Below are 23,490 nucleotides of genomic sequence, written 5' to 3'. Positions count from 1 at the left end.
CGGTGACCGTGATGGGCCGAAAGCGCGCATTCCGGCACGAAAGATCGCTGACACGACATCAGGTCACTCCGCCGCGCACTCCTTCCGGCAGTCTCTGATCCCATCTGCATACATTCGCCTGACTTGTCAGGTTGTCCGTCCAGCCGATCCCGTGCGCGCACGGTCGCGAGAGGAGACGCCGGATGGCCCCGGTGACGTCGTTGCTCGGCGGTCGGTTCCGGACGGTGACGCGCGGCGTGCTCGCGCTCCTGTGCCTGGTGCCCCAGGGCGGACTGGCACTCGCCGCAGCCCCTCCGGCCTACGGCCCGCAGGGACTGCCCCGGGAACAGCGCGCCCAGGTCGCGTGCACGCCCACCGGCAGCTTCACCAACTGCGCCCGCGTCACCTACAGCGGCGGCGACCAGACCTTCACCGTGCCGGCCGGCGTGACCGCCGTCTACGCCCGGGTGTTCGGCGCCGGCGGCGCCGGCTCGCCCCGCGACTACTACACCGGCCAGTACGGCGGCGGCGGTGGCGGCTACACCACCGGCACCCTCGCGGTGACGCCCGGTCAGTCGCTGACCCTCACCGTCGGCGGGGGTGGTCGGCTGAACAGCACCACCGCCACGTACGGCGGCGGCGGCGCCGGCGGCCAGGGCTTCGCCGTGTCCGGCGGGGCAGGCGCCACCGGCGGCAGCGGCGGCGGCATGAGCGCCGTGTGGAACGGCGCCTACGGCACCAACCCGCTGGTCATCGCCGGTGGCGGCGGCGGCTCCTCCCCCGGCGCCGACGCCACCACTCCCGCCGCCGGTGGCGGTGGCGGCAGCAACGGCGGCCAGGACAACCAGCCCGCCGCCTCCGGCCGGGGCGGCACCCAGACCGCGGGCGGCGCCGCCGCCACCCAGACCGCTTGCGCGGCCGCCACCGCCGGCAGCCAGTACCAGGGCGGCCGCGGCGCCCCGTTCCCGCAGAACGAGGGCGGCGGCGGAGGAGGCGGCGGCTACTACGGCGGTGGCGGCGGCGCCTGCCAGCGCAGCGGCACCCTCGACGCCAACGGCATGGGCGGCGGCGGCTCCGGCTACAACCGGGGCACCGGCGTCACCAACACCCAGACCTCCAACGGCACCAACAGCAACGGCAACGGCGTCGGCGGCACCTCGGGCGGCCGCACCGACGCCCAGTACGCCAGCGGCAGCGGAATCGGCGACGGCGGCGGCTACACCGACGGCGGCAACGGCCAGATCGTCCTCGAATGGGTCACCCAGGTCGGCCTGTCCGTCAAGAAGACCGCCTCCCCCACCACGTACGTCCCGGGACAGCGGCTCACCTACACCTTCGTGGTGAGCAACGCCGGGCCCGCGCCGGCCGTCAACGCCGCTGTCCGTGACGCCCTGCCGTCCGCGCTGTCCGGATTCACCTGGACCTGCGCCTCCGGCGGCACCGGCAGCAGTTGCGGCGCCGCGAGCGGCACCGGCAGCCCCGACACCACGGCCACGATCGCCGCCAACAGCTCCGTCACGTACACCGTGACGGGCATCGTCCCCTCCGCCACCACGGGCACACTGTCGAACACCGCGACGGTGACCCGCCCGGCCGCCAGCACCGACCCCAACTGCGGCCCGACCTGCTCCAGCACCGTCGACACCCCCGGGCGGCCCACCACCGGACTGTCGGTCACCAAGACGCCCGACAAGAACCCGTACGTGCCCGGACAGCCGCTCACCTACACCGTCGTGGTCAAGAACGACGGCCCCTCCGACGCCGTCGGCACCTCGGTCCGCGACACCCTGCCCGCCACGATCCGCGCCTTCACCTGGACCTGCACCGCCTCCGACGGCAGCAGCTGCGGAACCACCGCCTCCGGCACCGGCGACATCAACACCACCGTCAACATCGCCGCGGGCGGCCAGGTCACCTACCGCATCACCGGCACCGTCCCGGCGGACGCCACCGGCTCCCTCGACAACCGGGCCACCGTCACCCCGCCGGGCGGCGCCACCGACCCCAACTGCACCCCCAACTGCACCAGCACCGCCAACCCCGTCCCGCCCGCCAACCAGGCCAACCTGGTCGTCTCCAAGACACTGCTGACCAGCCCAGTGGTACCCGGCCAGCAGATCAGGTGGCGGGTCACCGTGACCAACAACGGCCCCTCGCGGGCCCGCAACGTCGTGGTGACCGACCAGGTCCCCGCCGGAGTGACCGCCGCGAGCATGGCCAACGACCAGGACGGCACCTCCTGCCCGATCACCGGTGGCACCGCGAGCTGCCCCGCCGTCGAGATCCCGGTGAACGGCACCGCCAGCTGGACCCTCACCGGCACCCTGGACCCGAACGCCACCGCCACCCCGACGAACACGGCACTGGTCACCGGCGGCCCCGACCCGTCCGCCTCCACCCGCACCGCCGTCGCCTCCCCGACCGCCAGCCCCTCGCCGCAGGCCAACCTCACCATCTCGAAGACGCTGCTCACCAACCCGGTCGTGCCCGGCGCACAGATCCAGTGGCGAGTGACGGTGACCAACAACGGCCCCTCGCGGGCCCGCAACGTGGTGGTGACCGACCAGGTCCCGGCGGGCGTCACCGGCGCCTCGATGCGCCAGGGAGTCGACGGGGCCAACTGCCCGATCAGCGGCGGCGTCGCCACCTGCCCCGCCGTCGAGATCCCCGCCGGATCGTCGCAGACCTGGACCCTCACGGGCACCCTGGACCCGAACGCCACCGTGACACCCACCAACACGGCGGTGGTCACCGGCGGCCCCGACCCGGGGGCCACCGCCCGCACCGCGGTCGCCTCGCCGACCGCGAGCCCCTCGCCGCAGGCCAACCTCACCGTCTCCAAGTCACTGCTCACCAGCCCCGTGGTACCGGGTCAGCCGGTCCAGTGGCGAGTGACGGTGACCAACAACGGCCCCTCGCGGGCCCGCAACGTCGTGGTGACCGACCAGGTCCCGGCCGGAGTGACCGGCGCCTCGATGAAGGCGGACGCCGACGGAGCCAACTGCCCGATCAGCGGCGGCGTTGCCACCTGCCCGGCGGTCGAGATCCCGGCGGGTTCGTCCCTGAACTGGACCCTCACCGGCACGCTCGACGCCAACGCGAGCACCACTCCCACGAACTCGGTGACGGTCACCGGCGGCCCCGACCCCTCGGCGTCCACCCGGACCGCCGTCGCCTCGCCGACCGCCAGCCCCTCGCCGCAGGCCAACCTCACGGTGTCGAAGGTCCTGCTCACCAACCCGGTCGTCCCCGGCCAGCAGATCCAGTGGCGGATCAACGTCTTCAACGCCGGCCCGTCGCGGGCCCGGAACGTCGTCGTCGCCGACCAGGTGCCCGCCGGGCTCAACAACCCCGTGATGACCGCCGATTCGGGCGGCGCCAACTGCCCGATCAGCGGCGGCGTTGCCACCTGCCCGGCGGTCGAGATCCCGGCGGGTTCGTCCCTGAACTGGACGCTGACCGGGACTCTGGACCCGAACGCGACGGCCACGCCGACGAACACGGTGACGGTCACCGGCGGCCCCGACCCGACCGCGTCCACCCACACGGCGGTGGCATCGCCGACCGCGAACCCCTCGCCGCAGGCCAACCTCACGGTGTCGAAGGTCCTGCTCACCAACCCCGTCGTCCCCGGCCAGCAGATCCAGTGGCGCGTCACCGTCACCAACAACGGACCCTCCCGGGCTCGCGACGTGGTGGTCCGGGACCAGATCCCCGCCGGAGTCACCGGCGCGACGATGACCGCCGACACGGGCGGCGCCAACTGCCCCATCACCAACGGCGTCGCCACCTGCCCGGCGGTCGAGATCCCCGCCGGATCCTCGCAGACCTGGACCCTCACCGGCACCCTCGACACCAACGCCACCGTCACCCCGACCAACACGGTGACGGCCACCGGCGGACCCGACCCCGCAACGCCCACCCACACCGCCGTCGCGTCACCCTCGGGCTCGCCGTCGCCGCGGGCCGACCTCACCGTCTCCAAGGTCCTGCTCACGGATCCGGTAGTGCCCGGCCGCCAGATCCAGTGGCGCGTCACCGTCACCAACAACGGACCGTCGCGCGCCCGGAACGTGGTCGTCACCGACACCGTCCCGGCCGGGGTGAGCAACCCCGCGATGACGGCCTCGGACGGAACCGGCTGTCCGATCAGCGGCGGCGTCGCCACCTGCCCCGCCGTCGAGATCCCCGCCGGCTCGTCGCAGAGCTGGACCCTCACCGGCACCCTCGACGCCAACGCGACCACCACGCCCGCGAACACGGTGACGGTCACCGGTGGCCCGGACCCCTCTGCGTCCACCCGGACGGCGGTCGCCTCCCCGACTGCGAGCCCCTCGCCGCAGGCCAACCTGACCGTTTCGAAGGTGCTGCTCACCAACCCGGTCGTCCCCGGACAGCAGATCCAGTGGCGCGTCACCGTCACCAACAACGGACCCTCCCGCGCCCGCGACGTCGTGGTCAGCGACCGGGTGCCGACGGGCGTCACCGGCGCGACGATGACCGCCGACACAGGCGGCGCCAACTGCCCGATCGCCAGCGGTACGGCGACCTGTCCGGCCGTGGAGGTCCCGGTCGGACAGACCCTGGCCTGGACGCTCACCGGCACGCTCGACGCCAACACGACCGTCACCCCGACCAACACCGCGACCGTCACGGGTGGGCCCGACCCCGCCACACCGACCCACACGGCCGTCGCATCACCGACCAACACGCCCACCCCGCAGGCCAACCTCACGGTGGCGAAGGTCCTGCTCACCAACCCGGTCGTCCCCGGACAGCAGATCCAGTGGCGCGTCACCGTCACCAACAACGGACCCTCCCGCGCCCGCGACGTGGTGGTCACCGACCAGGTCCCGGCGGGCGTCACCGGCGCGACAATGACCGCCGACACAGGTGGCACCAACTGCCCCATCACCAGCGGCACGGCAACCTGCCCGGCCGTGGAGATCCCCGCTGGCTCGTCGCAGACGTGGACCCTCACCGGCACGCTGGCCCAGGACGCCACCGTCACCCCGACCAACACCGCGACCGTCACGGGTGGGCCCGACCCCGCCACACCGACCCACACGGCCGTCGCTTCACCGACCAACACGCCCACCCCGCAGGCCAACCTCATCGTCTCCAAGGTGCTGCTGACCAATCCGGTCGTCCCCGGACAGCAGATCCAGTGGCGCGTCACCGTCACCAACAACGGACCCTCCCGCGCCCGCGACGTGGTGGTCACCGACCAGGTCCCGGCGGGCGTCACCGGCGCGACAATGACCGCCGACACAGGTGGCACCAACTGCCCCATCACCAGCGGCACGGCAACCTGCCCGGCCGTGGAGATCCCCGCTGGCTCGTCGCAGACGTGGACCCTCACCGGCACGCTGGCCCAGGACGCCACCGTCACACCCACCAACACCGCGACCGTCACCGGCGGACCCGACCCCGCCACACCGACCCACACCGCCGTCGCATCACCCACCAACACGCCCACCCCGCAGGCCAACCTCATCGTCTCCAAGGTGCTGCTGACCAATCCGGTCGTCCCCGGACAGCAGATCCAGTGGCGCGTCACCGTCACCAACAACGGACCCTCCCGCGCCCGCGACGTCGTAGTGACGGACCAGGTCCCGGCGGGCGTCACCGGCGCGACAATGACCGCCGACACAGGCGGCGCCAACTGCCCCATCACCAACGGCACAGCCACCTGTCCCGCCGTCGAGATCCCCGCCGGACAGACCCTGACCTGGACCCTCACCGGCACGCTGGCCCAGGACGCCACCGTCACACCCACCAACACCGCGACCGTCACCGGCGGACCCGACCCCGCCACACCGACCCACACCGCCGTCGCATCACCCACCAACACGCCCACCCCGCAGGCCAACCTCATCGTCTCCAAGGTGCTGCTGACCAATCCGGTCGTCCCCGGACAGCAGATCCAGTGGCGCGTCACCGTCACCAACAACGGACCCTCCCGCGCCCGCGACGTCGTAGTGACGGACCAGGTCCCGGCGGGCGTCACCGGCGCGACAATGACCGCCGACACAGGCGGCGCCAACTGCCCCATCACCAACGGCACAGCCACCTGCCCGGCAGTCGAGATCCCGGCCGGGCAAACTCTCACCTGGACCCTCACCGGCACGCTCGACGCCAACGCGACGATGACTCCGGCCAACACGGCAACCGTGACGGGCGGTCCCGACCCCGCCACACCGACCCGCACCGCCGTCGCATCACCGACCGCCAACCCCACGCCGCAGGCCAACCTCACCGTCTCCAAGACCCTGCTCACCAACCCCGTCGTCCCCGGCCAGCAGATCCAGTGGCAGGTGAGCGTGACCAACAACGGACCCTCCCGCGCCCGCGACGTCGTCGTCACCGACACCGTTCCGGCCGGAGTCAACAACCCCGCGATGACAGCCGCCGACGGAACCAACTGCCCCATCAGTAGCGGCACAGCCACCTGCCCCGCCGTCGAGATCCCCGCCGGCCAGACCCTGACCTGGACCCTCACCGGCACGCTGGCCCAGAACGCCACCGTCACACCCACCAACACCATTACGGTCACCGGCGGACCCGACCCCGCGACCCCCACCCACACCGCCGTCGCATCACCCACCACCACGCCCACCCCGCAGGCGAACCTCACGGTGTCGAAGGTCCTGCTGACCAACCCCGTCGTCCCCGGGCAGCAGATCCAGTGGCAGGTCACCGTGACCAACAACGGACCCTCCCGCGCCCGCGACGTCGTCGTCACCGACACCGTTCCGGCAGGTGTCACCGGTGCGAGCATGAAGGCGGATGCCGACAGCGCGCCTTGCCCGATCAGCAACGGGACCGCAACCTGCCCCGCCATCGAGATCCCGGCGGGTTCGTCGATGACCTGGACCCTGACCGGCACCCTCGACACGAACGCCACCGTCACCCCGACCAACACCGTGACGGTCACCGGCGGACCCGACCCCGCGACCCCGACCCACACGGCGGTGGCCAGCCCCAGCAACTCACCGTCGCCGCAGGCGAATCTGATCGCGTCCAAGGCGCTGCTCACCAACCCCGTCGTCCCGGGGCAGCAGATCCAGTGGCAGGTGAGCGTCACCAACAACGGCCCCTCCCGCGCTCGCGATGTCGTCGTCACCGACCAGGTGCCCGCCGGGGTCACCAACGCCGTGATGACGGCCTCGGACGGAACCAACTGCCCGATCACCGGCGGGCTTGCAACCTGCCCCGCCGTCGAGATCCCGGTCGGCCAGACCCTGACCTGGACGCTCAGCGGCACGCTGGCGCAGGACGCCACCGTCACCCCGACCAACACCGCGACCGTCACCGGCGGACCCGACCCCGCAACCCCCACCCACACCGCCGTCGCCTCCCCGAGCAACTCGCCCACGGCGCAGGCCAACCTCACCGTCTCCAAGGTCCTGCTGACCAACCCCGTCGTACCGGGTCAGCAGATCCAGTGGCGCGTCACCGTGACCAACAACGGACCCTCCCGCGCCCGCGACGTCGTCGTCACCGACACCGTTCCGGCAGGTGTCAACAACGCCTCGATGAACGCGGACGCCGACGGAACGACCTGCCCCATCAGTAACGGGACGGCCACCTGCCCCGCCGTCGAGATCCCCGCCGGTTCGTCGCAGACGTGGACGCTGACCGGCACCCTGGCCTCCGACGCGACGGTCACGCCGACCAACGCGGTGACCGTCACCGGCGGCCCGGACCCCGCGACGCCCACCCATACGGCCGTCGCGAGCCCCACCGGCTCACCTTCGACGCAGGCGAACCTGAGCGTCTCGAAGGCCCTGCTCACCGATCCGGTGGTGCCCGGGCAGCAGATCCAGTGGCGCGTCACGGTCACCAACAACGGACCCTCGCGTGCCCGCGACGTCGTCGTCACCGACACCGTTCCGGCCGGGGTCAACAACGCCTCGATGAAGGCCGACGCCGACGGGACCACCTGCCCGGTCAGCAACGGCACGGCGACCTGCCCCGCCGTCGAGATCGCGGCCGGTTCGTCGATGACGTGGACCCTCACCGGCACCCTCGACACCAACGCAACGGCAACACCGGCCAACACCGTGACGGTCACCGGGGGTCCGGACCCGGCCACACCGACCCACACCGCCGTCGCCTCACCGACCAACACCCCCACGCCGCAGGCCAACCTCACCGTCTCCAAGGTCCTGCTGACCAACCCCGTCGTACCGGGCCAGCAGATCCAGTGGCGCGTGAGCGTCACCAACAACGGACCCTCCCGCGCCCGCGACATCGTCGTCACCGACACCGTTCCGGCCGGGGTCAACAACGCCTCGATGAAGGCCGACGCCGACGGAACCACCTGCCCGATCGGCAACGGCACGGCGACCTGCCCCGCCGTCGAGATCCCGGCCGGACAGACCGTCACCTGGACGCTGACCGGCACCCTCGACACCAACGCAACGACGACGCCGGCCAACACCACGACAGTCACCGGCGGTCCCGACCCTGCGACCCCCACCCACACGGCCGTGGCCTCACCGACCAACTCGCCCACGCCGCAAGCCAACCTCACGGTGGCAAAGGTGCTGCTGACGAACCCCGTCGTCCCCGGACAGCAGATCCAGTGGCGCGTGAGCGTCACCAACAACGGACCCTCCCGAGCCCGCGACGTCGTCGTCACCGACCAGGTCCCGGCGGGCGTCACCAGTGCGACGATGACCGCCGATACGGGTGGCGCCAACTGCCCGATCGTCAGTGGTACGGCGACCTGCCCAGCAGTGGAGATCCCGGCCAGCCAGACCCTGACGTGGACGCTCACCGGAACGCTGGCGCAGGACGCCACCGTCACCCCGACCAACACCGCGACCGTCACCGGCGGACCCGACCCCGCCACACCGACGCACACGGCCGTCGCATCACCGACCGCCAACCCCTCGCCGCAGGCCAACCTCACGGTGTCGAAGATCCTTCTGACCAACCCGGTCGTCCCCGGACAGCAGATCCAGTGGCAGGTGAGCGTCACCAACAACGGACCCTCCCGCGCCCGCGACGTCGTAGTGACGGACCAGGTCCCCGCCGGAGTCACCGGCGCGACCATGACCGCGGCCGACGGCACCAACTGCCCGATCGTGAACGGAACGGCCACCTGTCCGGCCGTGGAGATTCCGGCGGGTTCGTCGCTGACGTGGACACTGACCGGCACCCTCGACGCCAACGCGACCACCACGCCGGCCAACTCGGCCACGGTCACCGGCGGTCCCGACCCCGCGACCCCCACCCACACGGCCGTGGCCTCACCCACCACCACGCCCACGCCGCAGGCCAACCTCAGCGTCTCCAAGACCCTGCTCACCGACCCGGTCGTCCCCGGACAGCAGATCCAGTGGCAGGTCACCGTGACCAACAACGGACCCTCCCGCGCCCGCGACGTCGTCGTCACCGACCGGGTACCCGCCGGCGTGAGCAACGCGACCATGACCGCCGCCGACGGCACGAACTGCCCGATCAACAACGGCACCGCCACCTGCCCCGCCGTCGAGATCCCCGCCGGACAGACCCTCACCTGGACGCTCACCGGCACCCTGAACCAGAACGCCACCGTCACCCCGACCAACACCGTGACGGTGACCGGCGGGCCCGACCCGGCGACTCCCACCCACACCGCCGTCGCCTCGCCCACCACCACGCCCACCCCGCAGGCCAACCTCACCGTCTCCAAGACCCTGCTCACCAACCCCGTCGTCCCCGGCCGGCAGATCCAGTGGCAGGTGACGGTCACCAACAACGGCCCCTCGCGGGCCCGGAACGTCGTCGTCACCGACCGGGTGCCCGAGGGTGTCGTCGGTGCGAGCATGAACGCCGACAACGGGAACGTGTGCCCGGTCGTGGACGGGACGGCGACCTGTCCGGCGATCGACCTGGAGGTCGGGCAGACGGCCTCGTACACCCTCAGCGGCACGCTGGTGCAGGACGCGACCGTGACGCCGACCAACACGGCGGTCGTCACCGGCGGACCGGATCCGACCGCGACCGCGCACACGGCCGTGGCCAGCCCCTCCGCCGACCCCACCCCGCAGGCCAACCTCACCATCGCCAAGGCACTGCTGACCGACCCGGTCGTCCCCGGGGAGATCGTCCAGTGGCGGGTGACGGTGACCAACAACGGGCCGTCGACGGCTCGCAACGTCGTGATCACCGACCGGATCCCGAACGGGGTGTCTGACGCCGTCCTCCAGTCGGACGCCGACGCGACGGTCTGCCCGATCACCGCCGGTGTCGCGGTCTGCCCGGCCGTCGAGCTGGAGGTCGGCCGCACGGTGTCGTACACACTGACGGCGACACTCGCCCCGGACGCGACCGTGACACCGACGAACACCGCCGTGGTGACGGGCGGCCCCGATCCGACCGCGACCGCGCACACGGCGGTGGCCAGCCCCTCCGCCGACCCCACCCCGCAGGCCAACCTCACCATCGCCAAGGCACTGGTGACCAACCCGGTCGTCCCCGGACAGCAGATCCAGTGGCGGGTCACGGTGACCAACCGCGGTCCGTCGCGCGCCCGGAACGTGGTCGTCACCGACACCGTCCCGGCCATGGTCAACAACGCGAGCATGACGTCGGACGCCGACGGCTCGGCCTGCCCGGTCACGGGCGGCACGGCGACCTGCCCCGCCGTGGAGATCCCGGCCGGCGCAAGCGTCTCCTACACCGTCACCGGAACGCTCGACCCGGCGGCGACCAGCACCCCGGTCAACGTGGCCGTCGTCACCGGCGGACCCGACCCGACGGCGACCGCCCACACGGCGACCGCGCAGGCCAGTGAGACGGTCGAGCCGCGGGCGAGCCTCACGGTGTCGAAGGCGCTGCTCACCGACCCGGTCGTGCCGGGAGAGCCGATCGCCTGGCGGATCACCGTGACCAACAACGGACCGAGCCTGGCCCGCAACGTCGTGGTGAGCGACCGGATCCCGGACGGTGTCGTCGGCGCCTCGCTCTCCCCGGACGACACCGCGGCGGCGTGTCCCGTCACGGGCGGGGTGGCGACCTGCCCGCCGATCGAGATCCCGGTCGGCCGGACGGCGGCGTACACGCTCTCCGGCACGCTGGCCCAGGACGCGGCCACGGTGCCGGGCAACACGGCCGTGGTGACCGGCGGTCCGGACCCGAGCACGTCGGCCCACACGGCGGTGGCCTCGCCCACCGGCTCCACCTCGCCGCAGGCGAAGCTGACGGTCTCCAAGGTGCTGGTGACCGATCCGGTGGTACCCGGTCGGACGGTCCAGTGGCGGGTGACCGTCACCAACAACGGTCCGTCCCGGGCCCGGAACGTGGTGGTCGCGGACCGGGTCCCCGACGGGGTGTCGGGAGGCGTGATGACCTCGGACGAGGACGGGACGAACTGCCCGGTCGCGAACGGCGTCGCCACCTGCCCGGCGGTCGACCTGGAGGTCGGGCAGACCGCCTCGTACACGCTGAGCGGCACCCTGGCCCAGGACGCCACCGTCACGCCGACCAACACGGTGACGGTGACCGGCGGGCCCGACCCGGCCACGCCGGCCCACACCGCCGTCGCCTCGCCCACCGACTCTCCCTCCCCGCAGGCCAACCTCGTCGTCTCCAAGACCCTGCTCACCAACCCGGTCATTCCCGGACAGCAGATCCAGTGGCGCGTGAGCGTGACCAACAACGGACCCTCCCGAGCCCGCGACGTCGTCGTCACCGACACCGTTCCGGCCGGGGTCGACAACGCCTCGATGAAGGCCGACGCCGACGGAACCACCTGCCCCATCACCAACGGCACCGCCACCTGCCCCGCTGTTGAGATCCCGGCCGGTGCCACCGTGACCTGGACGCTCACCGGCACACTCGCCCCGAACGCCACCATCACCCCGACCAACACCGTCACGGTCACCGGGGGTCCGGACCCGGCCACACCGACCCACACCGCCGTCGCCAGCCCGTCCGTCGGGCCGATCCAGCAGGCGCACCTGACCGTCGCCAAGGTCCTGGTGACCGACCCGGTCGTCCCGGGCACCGCGATCGAGTGGCGGGTCACCGTGACGAACGACGGGCCCTCCGTGGCGCGCGGTGTCGTCGTCACCGACCGGGTCCCGGCCGGGGTGCTGAATGCCTCGATGACGGCGCAGGACGGCACCGCCTGCCCGATCGCCGACGGGAAGGCCACCTGCCCCGCCGTCGAGATCCCGGTCGGCCGGACGCTCGCCTGGACGCTGAAGGGGACGCTCGACCCGGGCGCGACCGTCACGCCGACGAACACGGTGACGGTGACCGGCGGGCCCGACCCGGCCACGCCCACCCACACCGCCGTCGCCAGCCCGTCCGTCGAACCGGTCCGACAGGCGCACCTGACCGTCGCCAAGGTGCTGCTGACCTCGCCCGTCGTCGCCGGGCAGCGGATCCAGTGGCGGGTGACGGTCACCAACAACGGGCCTTCGCGGGCCCGGAACGTGGTCGTCACCGACCTGGTCCCGGCCGGCGTGCTGAACGCCTCGATGACGGCGGACGACGGCACCGCCTGCCCGATCGCCGACGGGAAGGCCACCTGCCCGGCCGTCGAGATCCCGGTCGGCGGGACGGTGGGCTGGACGCTCACCGGCACGCTGGACGCCGATGCCACGGCCGTCCCGGTCAACACGGTGGTGGTGACGGGCGGGCCGGACCCGGACGCGACCGCCCACACCGCGGTGGCCACCCCGACCGGGCCGATCACCGTACGGCACGACCTCCTGCTCACCAAGCGGGCGACGCCGACGGACGCGAAGCCCGGTGACCGGGTCACCTACACCGTCACCGCCACCAACCGGGCCACCGGCACCTACGTCGGCGCCGTCGTCACCGACGACCTCTCCGGGGTCCTGGGCGGGGCGGTCTACGGTCTCGACGCCCACGCCGACACCGGGCGGACGGCCTACGCGGCGCCGCACCTGACCTGGACGCTCGACCTCCGGCCCGGGGCGACGGCGACGCTCACCTACAGCGTGACCGTGAAGCCCGGGGCGGGCGGCGGGACACTCGTCAACCGGCTGTCCGCCGACGGGTCCAACTGCTCCGACGCCGAAGGGAACACGGCCGGCGGCGCCGGCGCGCGGCGGGCAGCGGTGGGCGCGAGCGGCACCTGCTCGACCACCACCACGGTCCGCAAGCTGCCGAGCCCGAGTCCCAGCCCCACGACCCGGCCCCCGCTGCCGAGCCCCAGCCCGACGACCCGCCCGCCGCTGCCGCCCACCGGCAGCGGAAGCCCGAAGCCGGCGCTGCTGATCACCATGGTGCTGCTCACCCTCGGTGGTCTGCTGGTGGGGGCGCGGCGCTCCCGCCGCTGAGATCCGCCGCGAACACTGCCGGGCGGTCGGCTCTGCCGGCCGCCCGGCAGTGTGATCCGGCGCCGTCACGCGACGGTGTCGCGAGCCCCCGTCGCGCGCCGGTGTCGTGCGGCGGGCCCTCAGGTCGGGTCGACGGCGCGGGCGGTGGCGAAGATCCGGGCGCAGCGGCCGGCCATGGCCGCGGGGGTCTGGTCGGGGTGGTCGATCCACCAGCGGACGAGGGAGGTGCACAGGCCGCGCCAGGCGTACTTGAGGGCGTCGGCGTCGAGGGGGTCGTCGGATCCGGTGCGGTGCAGGAGTTCGGCGGTGCCGGTGGCGGCGAGGGCGTCGATGGCGTCGCGGTAGTGGGCGGCGCGGCGGGCGGCCTCGCTGCCGGGCGGCAGTGAGGGGTCGTAGAGGACGAACCATGCCTCGCGCTGCCCGTCGAGGGCGTCGAAAAGGGCGTGCAGCACGCGGAGCGGTGTGGGGGGCGCGCCGTTGTCGTGGTCGGCCATGGCGGTGCGGACGGCTGTCAGCAGCCGGTCGCCGACCGGTTCGAGGCAGCCGAGGAAGAGGTCCTGCTTGCTGCCGAAGTACTGGTGCAGGAGGGGCTTGGTGACGCCGACCCGGGCGGCGACGACGGCCATGGTGGTGGCTTCGTAGCCGCGTCGGCCGAACTCCTCGGTGGCGGCGGCGAGGACCTGTCGTTCGCGTTCGGCTCTCGGCATGCCCTTGGTGCCGGCCCTGGCCGGAAGCGTTGTCATAGCACTGATCTTACCTTAGGGTAATTTACTGACCGGTAAGTTCATTGCCTCCCCACCCGGAGCCGCCTCATGACGCCTGCCGCCGAGCCCGTCCCCCGCCTCCGCTCCTGGTGGGGCTGGGGCTATGCCGACGCCCACCCCGACGAGGCCGAGTGCCTCGCGCTGGGCGCCCTGCTGCCGGGCACCCTGGCCCGCCCGCTGCCGGTCCCCCGGGTGGCCGACCTCGCCGTCGGCCGACCCGCCGTGACGCCCCCGCCCTCGCTGGCCCGCCTCGTCGGCGACGACCCCGGCGACCGTGCCGCCCACGCCATGGGCCGGGCCTACCGCGACATCGCCCGCGCCCTGCGCGGCCGGCCGGGCCGGATCCCCGACCTGGTCGCCCGCCCGACCGGCGACCGGGAGGTGGCCGACCTGCTCGACTGGGCCGGCGCGCACGGGGTGGCCGTGGTCCCGTTCGGCGGCGGGTCCTCGGTGGTCGGTGGCGTGGAGTACCGGGGCGACACCCATCGCGCCGTGCTGTCGCTCGACCTGACCTCGATGGACCGCGTCCTGGAGGTCGACCCGGGCAGCCGCTCCGCCCGCATCCAGGCCGGAGCCCTCGGCCCCGTACTGGAGGACCAGTTGCGCCCGCACGGCTTGACCTTACGTCACTTCCCGCAGAGCTTCGAGTTCTCCACCCTCGGCGGCTGGCTGGCCACCCGCGCCGGGGGCCACTACGCCACCGGACGCACCCGCATCGACGACTTCACGCAGTCGCTGCGCGTGGTCACCCCCGCCGGGACCAGCACCTCCTGGCGGCTGCCCTCGTCCGGCGCCGGGCCCTCGCCCGACCGGCTCTTCCTCGGGTCCGAGGGCACCCTCGGCGTCATCACGGAAGCCTGGATGCGGGTCCAGGAACGCCCCCGGTACCGGGCTTCCGCCACGCTGGCCTTCGCCGACTTCCGGCGCGCGCTGGACGCCGTGCGGGCCGTCGCGCAGACCGACCTCGCCCCGGCCAACTGCCGGCTGCTCGACCCCGGGGAGGCCCTGTTCTCCGGGGCGTCCAGGGACGGGTCGAGCGTCCTGGTGCTGGGCTTCGAGTCCGCCCACGGACCCGTCGACGGCCGTCTCGCCGACGCCGTCGCCCTGGCCCGCGACCACGGCGGACGGGGCGGGGCGGGAGCCGACCGTAAGGGCGGCGACGGGGCGGGCGGGGCCGTGGGGGCCTGGCGCGCGGCGTTCCTGCGGATGCCCTACCTCCGCGACGGGCTGGCCCGGATGGGCGCCGTCGTCGAGACCTTCGAGACCGCCGCCACCTGGGACCGGATCCCCGCCCTGGTCGAAGCCGTCCGCGCCGAGGTCGGCGCCGCCGCCGGGCGGGCCACCGGAAATCCCGCCACCGTCAACTGCCGCCTCACCCATGTCTATCCGGACGGCGCCGCGCCCTACTTCACGGTCGCCGTGGCCGGACGCCCCGGCGACGAGGTCGCCGTCTGGGACGACATCAAGGCCGCCGCCACCGACGTCCTGCACCGCCACCGGGCCACGATCACCCACCACCACGCCGTCGGCCGCGACCACCGCCCCGGCTACGACCGCCAGCGTCCGGAGCCGTTCGCGCTGGCCCTGCGCGCGGTCAAGGACACCCTCGACCCGCACGGCATCCTCAACCCCGGCGTCCTGCTCGGCTGACCGGCGCCGACCGGTCGAGCACCGCGACCGGGACGAACACGAGAACCGGACCGGCCGTGGACGCACCAGGTTCGGGGTTTCCGCCAGTTCGCCGGCCCGGAGGTCGGGAGGAAGACTTTCCCGGCAGAGGCCGCGGCCGGTTCCGGAGGCCGCCGCCACGGACGGAACAGAGACGGAACAGAGGGGGGACCGACGCGATGAGCGGTCAGCTGTACGACGGGATCGGCGAGGCGTTCGAGGGCTTCAAGAACCTTCCGCTCGCCCGGTACGGGGAGGTACCGGGCTTCCTCGGTCTGGTCGGCGAGGTCGAGGGCAGGTCGGTCCTCGACCTCGCCTCCGGAACCGGCTTCTACAGCCGGGAGTTCAAGCGCCGCGGCGCCTCCCGCGTGCTCGGCGTCGACATCTCCTCCGCCATGGTCGACGCGGCCCGGGCGCGGGAGGACGAGGAACCGCTCGGTGTGCGCTACGAAATCGGTGACGTCGCCGAACTGCGCGCGTTCGAGGAGCCCTTCGACGTCGCGGTCGCGGTCCAGCTGTTCAACTACGCCGAGGACGTCGCGTCCATCGAGCGGATGTGCCGCAACATCCACCGGAGCATCGCGCCCGGGGCCGAGTTCTTCGTGTTCGGGCAGCACCCGGACTACCGCTTCGACGGGCCGTCCCTGGCCAAGTACGGCTTCCTCTGCGAATCGCTCGGCGAGGACTCGGCGATCGGGCCCCGGGTGAGGATCACCGCGCTCCTCGATCCGCCGGTCTCCTTCGTCGCGAACCCGCCCGCCCGCGAGGTCTACGAGCGGAGCCTGCGGGCGGCCGGTTTCACCGGGATCACCTGGGTACCGCTGGAGATCTCGGCGGACGGTGTGCGGGAGTACGGCGAGGAGTTCTGGGACGACTACGCCGCCAATCCCCCGCTGACGATGCTGCGCTGCCGGGCCTGACCCCCTCGCGGGCCGCGCCCCGCCCCCGGTTCTTCTCCGGCCACCGGGTGGCCGGAGAAGAACCGGGGGCGCCGTGCCGGGCGGCAGAGATGCGGCCGGGCTCGTTGCGGCGATGCTGAAAAGGTCAGTATTTCCTCGGCCTTCGGCACCGCCTCGACATACGGCACTGCCTCGGCCTTCGGCACTGCCTCGACATCCGGTATTCCTCCACCTCACGAGAGGACGCCCCCGTGTCCGACGAACTCGATCTGAGGACGGACAAGTCGTGCAGCGGCTCCCGCTCCCTGCCGATCAACGAGTCGTTCACCGCCTCCACCACGGTGACCATGTTCTCGCCCCCGTTCAGCGCTCCCGCAGGCACCGTGATCAACGTTCAACTGGTGGCGGAACTGGACGACCCCAACGGAATCCCCGGCAACGGGTCGGTGGGCGTCAGCGTGCACCAGTGCTGCGACGTGTCCGACTCGCAGATCACCTCGCAGCAGACGGTCGGCAGGATCGGACCGGCGGGATCGCCCGAAGTCACACCCCTGACCGTCACACTGCGCGACGCCTGCACCCTCTCCACCCATCCCGACGGCGACGACAGCCAGTTCGTCCACTACCTCCGCCTGAGGATCAGTGACAGCTTCGACCGGGTCAAGCTGTCCTATTCGATCAACTGAGACGCTCCGACGCCCTGCGGCCCGGGGGCCGGCGTCAGAGCCCGAGCGCGGTCAGCCCCGGGTGGTCGTCGGGGCGGCGGCCGAGCGGCCAGTGGAAGAGGCGTTCGCCCTCCGCGATCGGCAGATCGTTGATCGACGCGTGCCGGTGGGCCATCAGGCCGTTCTGGTCGAACTGCCAGTTCTCGTTGCCGTAGGACCGGTACCACTGGCCCGAGTCGTCGTGCCACTCGTAGGCGAAGCGGACCGCGATGCGGTCGGCGCCGTGCGCCCAGAGTTCCTTGATCAGCCGGTACTCGTGCTCGCGCTGCCACTTGCGGGTGAGAAGGGCGGCGATCTCCGCGCGCCCGGTGACGAACTCGGCGCGGTTCCGCCACCGGCTGTCCGGGGTGTAGGCGAGGGAGACCCGCTGCGGGTCTCGGGTGTTCCAGCCGTCCTCGGCGGCCCGGACCTTCACTCGGGCGGTCTCCTCGGTGAACGGGGGCAGGGGCGGGCGCTGCTCGGACATGCCGGTCTCCTCCGGTACTGACGTCGAGAACAGGTGAGAACGGTCGTTCTCAACATGTCCGCTACTCTAGGAGAACCATCGTTCTCATGTAAAGGACAGAGCTGGTGGACACGACGGACGCCGCACGTACCCGGATCCTCGACGCGGCCGAGGAGCTGTTCTACGCCACGGGCGTCCAGACGGTCGGCATGGACGCGGTCCGCACGGCCGCCGGCGTCACCCTGCGCCGCCTCTACCAGCTCTTCCCGTCCAAGGACGACCTCGTCGCGGCATACCTGGACCGCCGCGACCGGCGGTGGCTCGCCGAGCTCGCCGAGTACGTGGACACGGCCGCCGGCACTCCGGCCGAGCGGGTGCTCGCCGTGTTCGACTGGCTCGCCGACTGGTTCGCCCGGCCCGGCTTCCGGGGCTGCGCCTTCGTCAACTCCCACGGCGAGCTCGGCGCCACCGCACCCGGCGTCACCGCCGCGGCACGGCGGCACAAGGAAGCCCTCCGCGACTACCTCGACGGACTCGCCGAGGATGCCGGCTGCCCGGCCGGCACCGGGGTCCGCCTGGCCCTGCTCGCCGAGGGGGCGATCACCCTCGCCGCCCTCGCCGTCGCCCCGGCCCCCGCCACCGAGGCCCGGGAGGTCGCCCGGCTGCTGCTCGCCCGTCCCGGGGCGGGCACCGGCACGGCCTCCGTGGCGCGGGTCGGCACGGCCGGTCCCGCCCCAGCCTGAGGACGGAGAACGCCCGGCCGTCGGTGTCATCGCCACGACGGCCGGGCGCATCGTCCGGTGGCACGGGCCCGGACGGCGCCGGGGGGGTGTCGCTGCCCGGGCCCCACTGCTGCCACCGACCGTCTTCTGACCCGGATCCGCGAAGGCAAACCACCCGCTCGGGGCGGACCTCCTGAGCGGCCTCGCCCGCGGACGCCTCCCGCCCGACCCGGACCCGCCACCCGGCACCCCGGTCCGCCCCGGAGCGGCACGGGAGGCACCCTCCGGCCCGCACAGGAAGCAGTTCTGACCTTTCGTCAGATTATGGGCACGCGCCGTGACCACCGCCCCTATGCTGGCCACGGGAGGGTGTTTCGGATGATTCGTACAGGGATCGGTCAGTGGCCCCGAGCCAGGTCGTTCGCGGCCCCGGTGGCGCTGGTGACAGGTGCGCTGCTGCTCGTGGGTTGCAGTTCGAGCAGTTCCTCGTCCGGTGACGCGGCACCGGCTCCGACGGCGGAGGTGACCACGACCGGCGGCGCGGCGGCGCCCGGCACCGCGGCCTCGACGGCGACGGTCCCTCCGGCGACGACCGCGCCGTCCCCCGTGGCTCCCGCGGTGACCACGCCGCCATCGAAACCCGCGCCGCCGGCGGTGACCGCACCGACGGAGCTGACCGACGACTACCTCGCCGCCGGCCAGTGCGTCACCGTCGTCGTCGACGCGATCAGCGATACCGCCCCGGCCGGCTTCGGCCCCGTGCCGTGCGACAGCCGGTCGGCGGTCGCACGGGTGACCTCACGCAGCCGCACCACCCTGGCCACCGCCGCCGTTCGCGCCGTCCAGCGGCCCGCCTGCGAGGACACCACCGACTTCGTGCTGGATCTCGGCCCGAACCTGGTGCGGGCGAGCGGCGGCATCGCCCGCCCCGGCATGGACGAGGCGTACGCCTGTCTGCGCAACCTGAACGCCCCGCACCCGGGCGACCCCGGGCAGGGCGGCGGCCCGATGATCGGCGTCGGCGACTGCGTCGTGAAGACGACCAGCACCGGCGGCAAGGCCATCGGCCGTGAGACCAAGTGCGACGGGACGGGCGGGTCCAAGCCGGAGTACAAGGTGGTCAAGGTGGTGACCACCATTCTCGTCCCCCGGGGCGCCACCCCCGACAAGTGCGCGCCCGGCACGGCCTTCGAGTTCCCGCTGCGCGCCGACGACAGGTCCGCGTTCGGGCCGTTCGGCTGCGCCGACAAGCTCTGACCCACGGGCACGACCGGCCGGCCCGACCCGCACCCGGGCCCTTCGGACGGCGCTCCGTGTCAGAGGGTGAGCCGACGGGCGGAGGCCCGGATCGGATCGGGGAGTTCCGTGCTGCCGCGCAGATAGCGGTCCACCGCGGCGGCGGCCGAGCGGCCCTCGGCGATCGCCCACACGATCAGCGACTGACCGCGCCCCGCGTCGCCCGCGACGAAGACGCCCGCCGTCCCGGCGGCGAAGCCGTCGTCACGGGCGAACGCGCCGTCCGGGCCGATCGCGAGCCCCAGCCCGGAACTCAGCCAGGGCTCCGGCTCGGGACCGGTGAAGCCGAGCGCGAGCAGCGCCAGTTCGGCCGGGACGGTCCGCTCGGTGCCCGCCCGGGGCGTGCGGCCGGGAGATTCCGCGTCGGCGAAGCGGACCGCAGCGAGACGTCCGTCCGGGCCGGGCTCGAAGGCGACCGTACTGGCGGCGAACACCCGGACCCCGCCGCCGGTGGCATCCGCTTCCTCGTGCGAGGTGGTCTCCCGGTGGACCTCGGGGTGGACCGGCCAGGGCTGTCCGGGGGCCCGGCGAGCGGGCGGACGCGGGTTGATGTCGAGCTGAGTGACGGCCGCCGCCCGTTGCCGCAGCGCGGTACCGAGGCAGTCCGCCGCCGTGTCGCCACCGCCGACGATCACCACCCGCAGGCCCTCCGCGGACACCGGCGCGACCGGGATCCCGCCCTCGTCGACCCGGTTCGCGCCGGTCAGGTAGGCCATCGCCCGGTGGACGCCCGCCAGCCGGCACCCCGGCACCGGCAGTTCGCGGTGGCGGCCGGCGCCGACGGCGACCACCAGCGCGTCGCAGTCGGCCCGCAGTTCGTCGGCCGCGAGGTTCCGGCCGACGCACAGGCCGGTACGGAACACGGTGCCCTCGGCCCGCATCTGGTCGAGCCGGCGGTCGAGCCGGTGCTTCTCCAGCCGGAACGGCGGGATGCCGTAGCGCAGCAGCCCGCCGGGGCGCTCGGCCCGCTCGTACACCGTGGTGGCGTGGCCGGCCCGGGTGAGCTGCTGGGCGGCGGCGAGACCCGCCGGGCCGGAGCCGACCACCGCGACCCGCCGGCCCGTGGTGGTGCCGGGCGGCTGGGGCCGGTCCCAGCCCTCCGCCCAGGCGCGGTCGGCGAGAGCCAGCTCGATGTTCTTGATCGTGACGGGGGCCCCGCCGTCGACGGCCAGCACGCAGGCGCTCTCGCAGGGGGCCGGGCAGAGCCGCCCGGTGAACTCCGGGAAGTTGTTGGTCGCCAGCAGGCGCGCGGCCGCCGCCCGCCAGCCGTCCAGCGCCACCAGCCGGTTCCAGTCCGGGACGAGGTTGCCGAGCGGACAGGCGCTGTGGCAGAACGGCAGCCCGCAGTCCATGCAGCGGGCGGCCTGCCCACCGACGATCGGCAGCAGGGCCCCGGGGCGGTACACCTCCCGCCAGTCCTCGACCCGCTCCCGCGCGTCCCGCCGTTCGCGTTCCGCGCGCGGGGTGGTGAGGAAGGCCATCCGGTCTGCTGCCATCGCGGCCTCCGGCAGGGCGTGCCGACACGGACCGGCGGCACCCCGGCGGACGCGCCACCGTGTGGCCACGGTACGCCCACGAACGGCCGGCGGGAAGCGGTGCCCGGAGCCGACCGCCCCGGGCACCGCGACGCGGCGCGGGCGACGACGCCCGGGTTTGACCGGTTCTGCACTCCCGGGCCCATGATCGGCCGTGCCAGGCTCGGTCGTGGCCGGCCGGATCCGGCCGGAGCGGCGCCCCCGCCGCGTCCGTCGCGTGCTCCGCGCCGGACACCCCGGGAGTCGCCGCGTCACCCACCGAGGACGAGGTGAGTTGCTTGGCCACCCTGAGGACGACACTGCGCGGCACGCTCACGGCCGCCGCCGCGGCCGCCGCCCTGGCCACCGTCGGGACCGGGGCCGCCCAGGCCGCCGGCTGGCCTCCGCTGCAGGACGGCGGGTACCTGTACTCCGGCACCGCCGGCACCGGGACGGTCACCGCGGTGGACCTGTCCGACCTCGGCACCTGCCACACCCTGGCGACGCCCGCCCGGTCGGTCCAGGTCGTCTCCGGCTCGGCGTCCGTCCTGCTCTATCCCGGCGCCGGCTGCACCGGCGCCCACCCGTGGGCCACCGGGTCCCTGGCGCAGTCCGACCTTCCGGCCGCGGCGCGGAGCTACCGGGTGGTCCCGGCCTGACACTCCCCCGGGTGGGGTCCTTCAGGCACGGCTCCACCCGGGACCGGCCACGTCGGACCCGCCCGCCCGTCAGACTGGAGCGCGGTCGTACCGCACGCGCACCGGTCATACGGAGGGAACGGCACATGGTCGGACAGGGCACAGCGGGTCGCGGGCCCGCACAGGAGGCGGTGGCGGCGGCCCTGGGCCGTGCCGCCGCCGTCGCGCACCTCAACGCCTTCATCACCCTCGACGCCGAGGGGGCCGGGGCGGAGGCCGCCCGTCACGACCGGCGCGGGGACGGAGCCCGCAGCTGGTGCCTCGCCGTCAAGGACAACGTCCATGTCGCGGGCCTGCCCAACACGGCCGGAACCCCCGGGCTCGCCGGGTTCGTCCCCGCCGCCGACGCCCCCGTCGTCGCGGCGCTGCGCGCGGCCGGCGCGATCGTCCTGGGCAAGACGAACATGCACGAACTGGCCCTGGGCGTCACCTCCGCCAACCCCGCGTTCGGCGCGGTCGGCAACGCCGCCGACCCGGCCCTGTTCGCGGGCGGCAGCAGCGGCGGCACGGCCGCCGCCGTGGCCTCGGGCGTGGTGGACGCCGGGCTCGGCACCGACACCGGCGGTTCCGTCGGTATCCCGGCCGCGCTCAACGGGATCTACGGCCTGCGCCCGACCGCCGGACGCTACCCCTCGGCCGGCGTCACGCCCCTCTCGGTCACCCGGGACACCCCCGGGCCGATGGCCCGCACCCTGGACCGGCTCACCGCCCTGGACGCCTTCGTCGCCGGCCGCACCGGAGCCGCCCCGTCCCCGGACCGCACGCTCCGGCTCGGCCTGCCGAGGCACGTGTTCACCGAGGACCTGGACGCCCCGGTCCGGGCCGCCTGGGAGGCGGCCGTGGACCGGCTCGGCACGGCGCGGACCGTCTGGACCCCCGTGGACACCGGGCACCTGGTCGAGCACGACGCGCGGGCCGGGATGCACCTCGTGCTCGGGGAGTTCGCCGCCGCCTTCGACCGCTACCTCGCCGGGCACCGGACCGGGCGCACCACCGCCGAGGTGCTGGACGCGGTCGCCGACCCGGCCGTCGCCGAGCTGCTCCGGACCGCCGCCCTGCCCACCGGACCGGCGTACGCGGGACCGGCCGCGCTGCGCGGGGCACTCGCGGAGCGCCGCGCGCTGCAGGCCGCCTACGCGGACCTGTTCGCGGCGAACGGCCTGGACGCGATCCTCTGCCCCACCGTGCCGGTGTGCGCCCGGCCGCTGCACCGGTACGAGGAGTCGCTGCCCCTCAACGGCCGCGACGTGCCCACGTTCCCGGTCCTGATCCGCAACACCTCCCCCTCGACCACCGCCGGGCTGCCCTCGGTCACGGTTCCCCTCCCGGTCGTGGGGTCGCCGCCGGTCGGTCTCCAGTTGGTCGGACCGCGCGGCGGCGACCGGGAACTGCTGGGTGTGGCCGCCCGGATCGACGCCCTGCTGCGGCCCGGGAAGGCCGGGGGCACCGGCTCGTGACCGGGCGGGGCGGGCG

General features: G+C 73.6%; 12 protein-coding genes. 8 read left to right on the top strand and 4 right to left on the bottom strand.

The annotated features are described in order from the left end of the window. Nucleotides 1-182: 182 nt before the first annotated feature. Nucleotides 183-13,286, top strand: coding sequence for a hypothetical protein (locus tag ACIQ9P_RS21700; RefSeq protein ID WP_402358352.1), 13,104 nt, complete (start codon nt 183-185; stop codon nt 13,284-13,286). A gap of 119 nt (nt 13,287-13,405) precedes the next feature. Here the strand turns inward: ACIQ9P_RS21700 and ACIQ9P_RS21695 are convergent, their stop codons facing one another. Next, nucleotides 13,406-14,029: a TetR/AcrR family transcriptional regulator gene (locus ACIQ9P_RS21695; RefSeq protein WP_402358349.1), complete on the bottom strand. Its 624-nt coding sequence runs from the start codon at nt 14,027-14,029 to the stop codon at nt 13,406-13,408. Nucleotides 14,030-14,098: 69 nt separating this feature from the next. On the opposite strand from ACIQ9P_RS21695, the gene ACIQ9P_RS21690 reads away from it, so the two are divergent. The 3 genes from ACIQ9P_RS21690 (at nt 14,099) to ACIQ9P_RS21680 (ending at nt 17,303) form a co-directional block, all read left to right on the top strand. Then, nucleotides 14,099-15,700, top strand: a complete 1,602-nt coding sequence (locus ACIQ9P_RS21690) for an FAD-binding oxidoreductase (RefSeq protein WP_402358346.1) — start codon at nt 14,099-14,101, stop codon at nt 15,698-15,700. Between the two features lie 197 nt (nt 15,701-15,897). Beyond that, a complete protein-coding gene (locus ACIQ9P_RS21685) occupies nt 15,898-16,638 on the top strand; it encodes a class I SAM-dependent methyltransferase (RefSeq protein ID WP_402358343.1) in 741 nt (246 codons plus the stop codon). 230 nt (nt 16,639-16,868) lie between these two features. Then, complete coding sequence (locus ACIQ9P_RS21680) at nt 16,869-17,303, top strand: hypothetical protein (protein ID WP_402358340.1); 435 nt, start codon at nt 16,869-16,871, stop codon at nt 17,301-17,303. Nucleotides 17,304-17,337: 34 nt separating this feature from the next. On the opposite strand, the gene ACIQ9P_RS21675 is transcribed toward ACIQ9P_RS21680, so the two are convergent. Then, nucleotides 17,338-17,808 (bottom strand): DUF1348 family protein, encoded by a 471-nt coding sequence (locus tag ACIQ9P_RS21675; protein ID WP_402358337.1) that lies wholly within the window; start codon nt 17,806-17,808, stop codon nt 17,338-17,340. 104 nt (nt 17,809-17,912) lie between these two features. Between ACIQ9P_RS21675 and ACIQ9P_RS21670 the strand changes: the two genes are divergently transcribed. Next, nucleotides 17,913-18,530: a TetR/AcrR family transcriptional regulator gene (locus tag ACIQ9P_RS21670; RefSeq protein ID WP_402358334.1), complete on the top strand. Its 618-nt coding sequence runs from the start codon at nt 17,913-17,915 to the stop codon at nt 18,528-18,530. Nucleotides 18,531-18,907: 377 nt separating this feature from the next. Here ACIQ9P_RS21670 and ACIQ9P_RS21665 read toward each other — a convergent pair whose 3' ends face one another. Continuing rightward, entirely contained in the window at nt 18,908-19,135 is a 228-nt protein-coding gene (locus tag ACIQ9P_RS21665; protein WP_402358332.1) for a hypothetical protein, read from the bottom strand. A 28-nt stretch (nt 19,136-19,163) separates the two neighbouring features. Between ACIQ9P_RS21665 and ACIQ9P_RS21660 the strand changes: the two genes are divergently transcribed. Continuing rightward, complete coding sequence (locus tag ACIQ9P_RS21660; protein ID WP_402358329.1) at nt 19,164-19,766, top strand: hypothetical protein; 603 nt, start codon at nt 19,164-19,166, stop codon at nt 19,764-19,766. Between the two features lie 59 nt (nt 19,767-19,825). Here the strand turns inward: ACIQ9P_RS21660 and ACIQ9P_RS21655 are convergent, their stop codons facing one another. Beyond that, nucleotides 19,826-21,301 carry a glutamate synthase subunit beta gene (locus ACIQ9P_RS21655; protein ID WP_402358326.1) on the bottom strand — a complete coding sequence of 492 codons (1,476 nt, stop codon included), beginning with the start codon at nt 21,299-21,301 and terminating at the stop codon, nt 19,826-19,828. Nucleotides 21,302-21,618: 317 nt separating this feature from the next. Here ACIQ9P_RS21655 and ACIQ9P_RS21650 point away from each other — a divergent pair, with 317 nt between their 5' ends. Both ACIQ9P_RS21650 and ACIQ9P_RS21645 read left to right on the top strand, forming a co-directional pair. After that, entirely contained in the window at nt 21,619-21,978 is a 360-nt protein-coding gene (locus ACIQ9P_RS21650) for a hypothetical protein (protein WP_402358323.1), read from the top strand. A 125-nt stretch (nt 21,979-22,103) separates the two neighbouring features. Beyond that, a complete protein-coding gene (locus ACIQ9P_RS21645; protein WP_402358320.1) occupies nt 22,104-23,474 on the top strand; it encodes an amidase family protein in 1,371 nt (456 codons plus the stop codon). Nucleotides 23,475-23,490 lie beyond the last annotated feature (16 nt).

Origin of the sequence: Kitasatospora sp. NPDC094019 (assembly GCF_044764505.1) — a bacterium.
In the GTDB taxonomy this organism is placed as follows: Bacteria; Actinomycetota; Actinomycetes; order Streptomycetales; family Streptomycetaceae; genus Kitasatospora.
Note: the sequence above shows the minus strand (reverse complement) of the source record. Positions and strands in the feature narration are given on the sequence as shown.

Coding starts and splice junctions, on each gene's coding strand:
- ACIQ9P_RS21700 (WP_402358352.1), top strand. CDS start 183: ATGGCCCCGGTGACGTCGTTGCTCGGCGGTCGGTTCCGGACGGTGACG.
- ACIQ9P_RS21695 (WP_402358349.1), bottom strand. CDS start 14,029: ATGACAACGCTTCCGGCCAGGGCCGGCACCAAGGGCATGCCGAGAGCC.
- ACIQ9P_RS21690 (WP_402358346.1), top strand. CDS start 14,099: ATGACGCCTGCCGCCGAGCCCGTCCCCCGCCTCCGCTCCTGGTGGGGC.
- ACIQ9P_RS21685 (WP_402358343.1), top strand. CDS start 15,898: ATGAGCGGTCAGCTGTACGACGGGATCGGCGAGGCGTTCGAGGGCTTC.
- ACIQ9P_RS21675 (WP_402358337.1), bottom strand. CDS start 17,808: ATGTCCGAGCAGCGCCCGCCCCTGCCCCCGTTCACCGAGGAGACCGCC.
- ACIQ9P_RS21655 (WP_402358326.1), bottom strand. CDS start 21,301: ATGGCAGCAGACCGGATGGCCTTCCTCACCACCCCGCGCGCGGAACGC.
- ACIQ9P_RS21645 (WP_402358320.1), top strand. CDS start 22,104: ATGGTCGGACAGGGCACAGCGGGTCGCGGGCCCGCACAGGAGGCGGTG.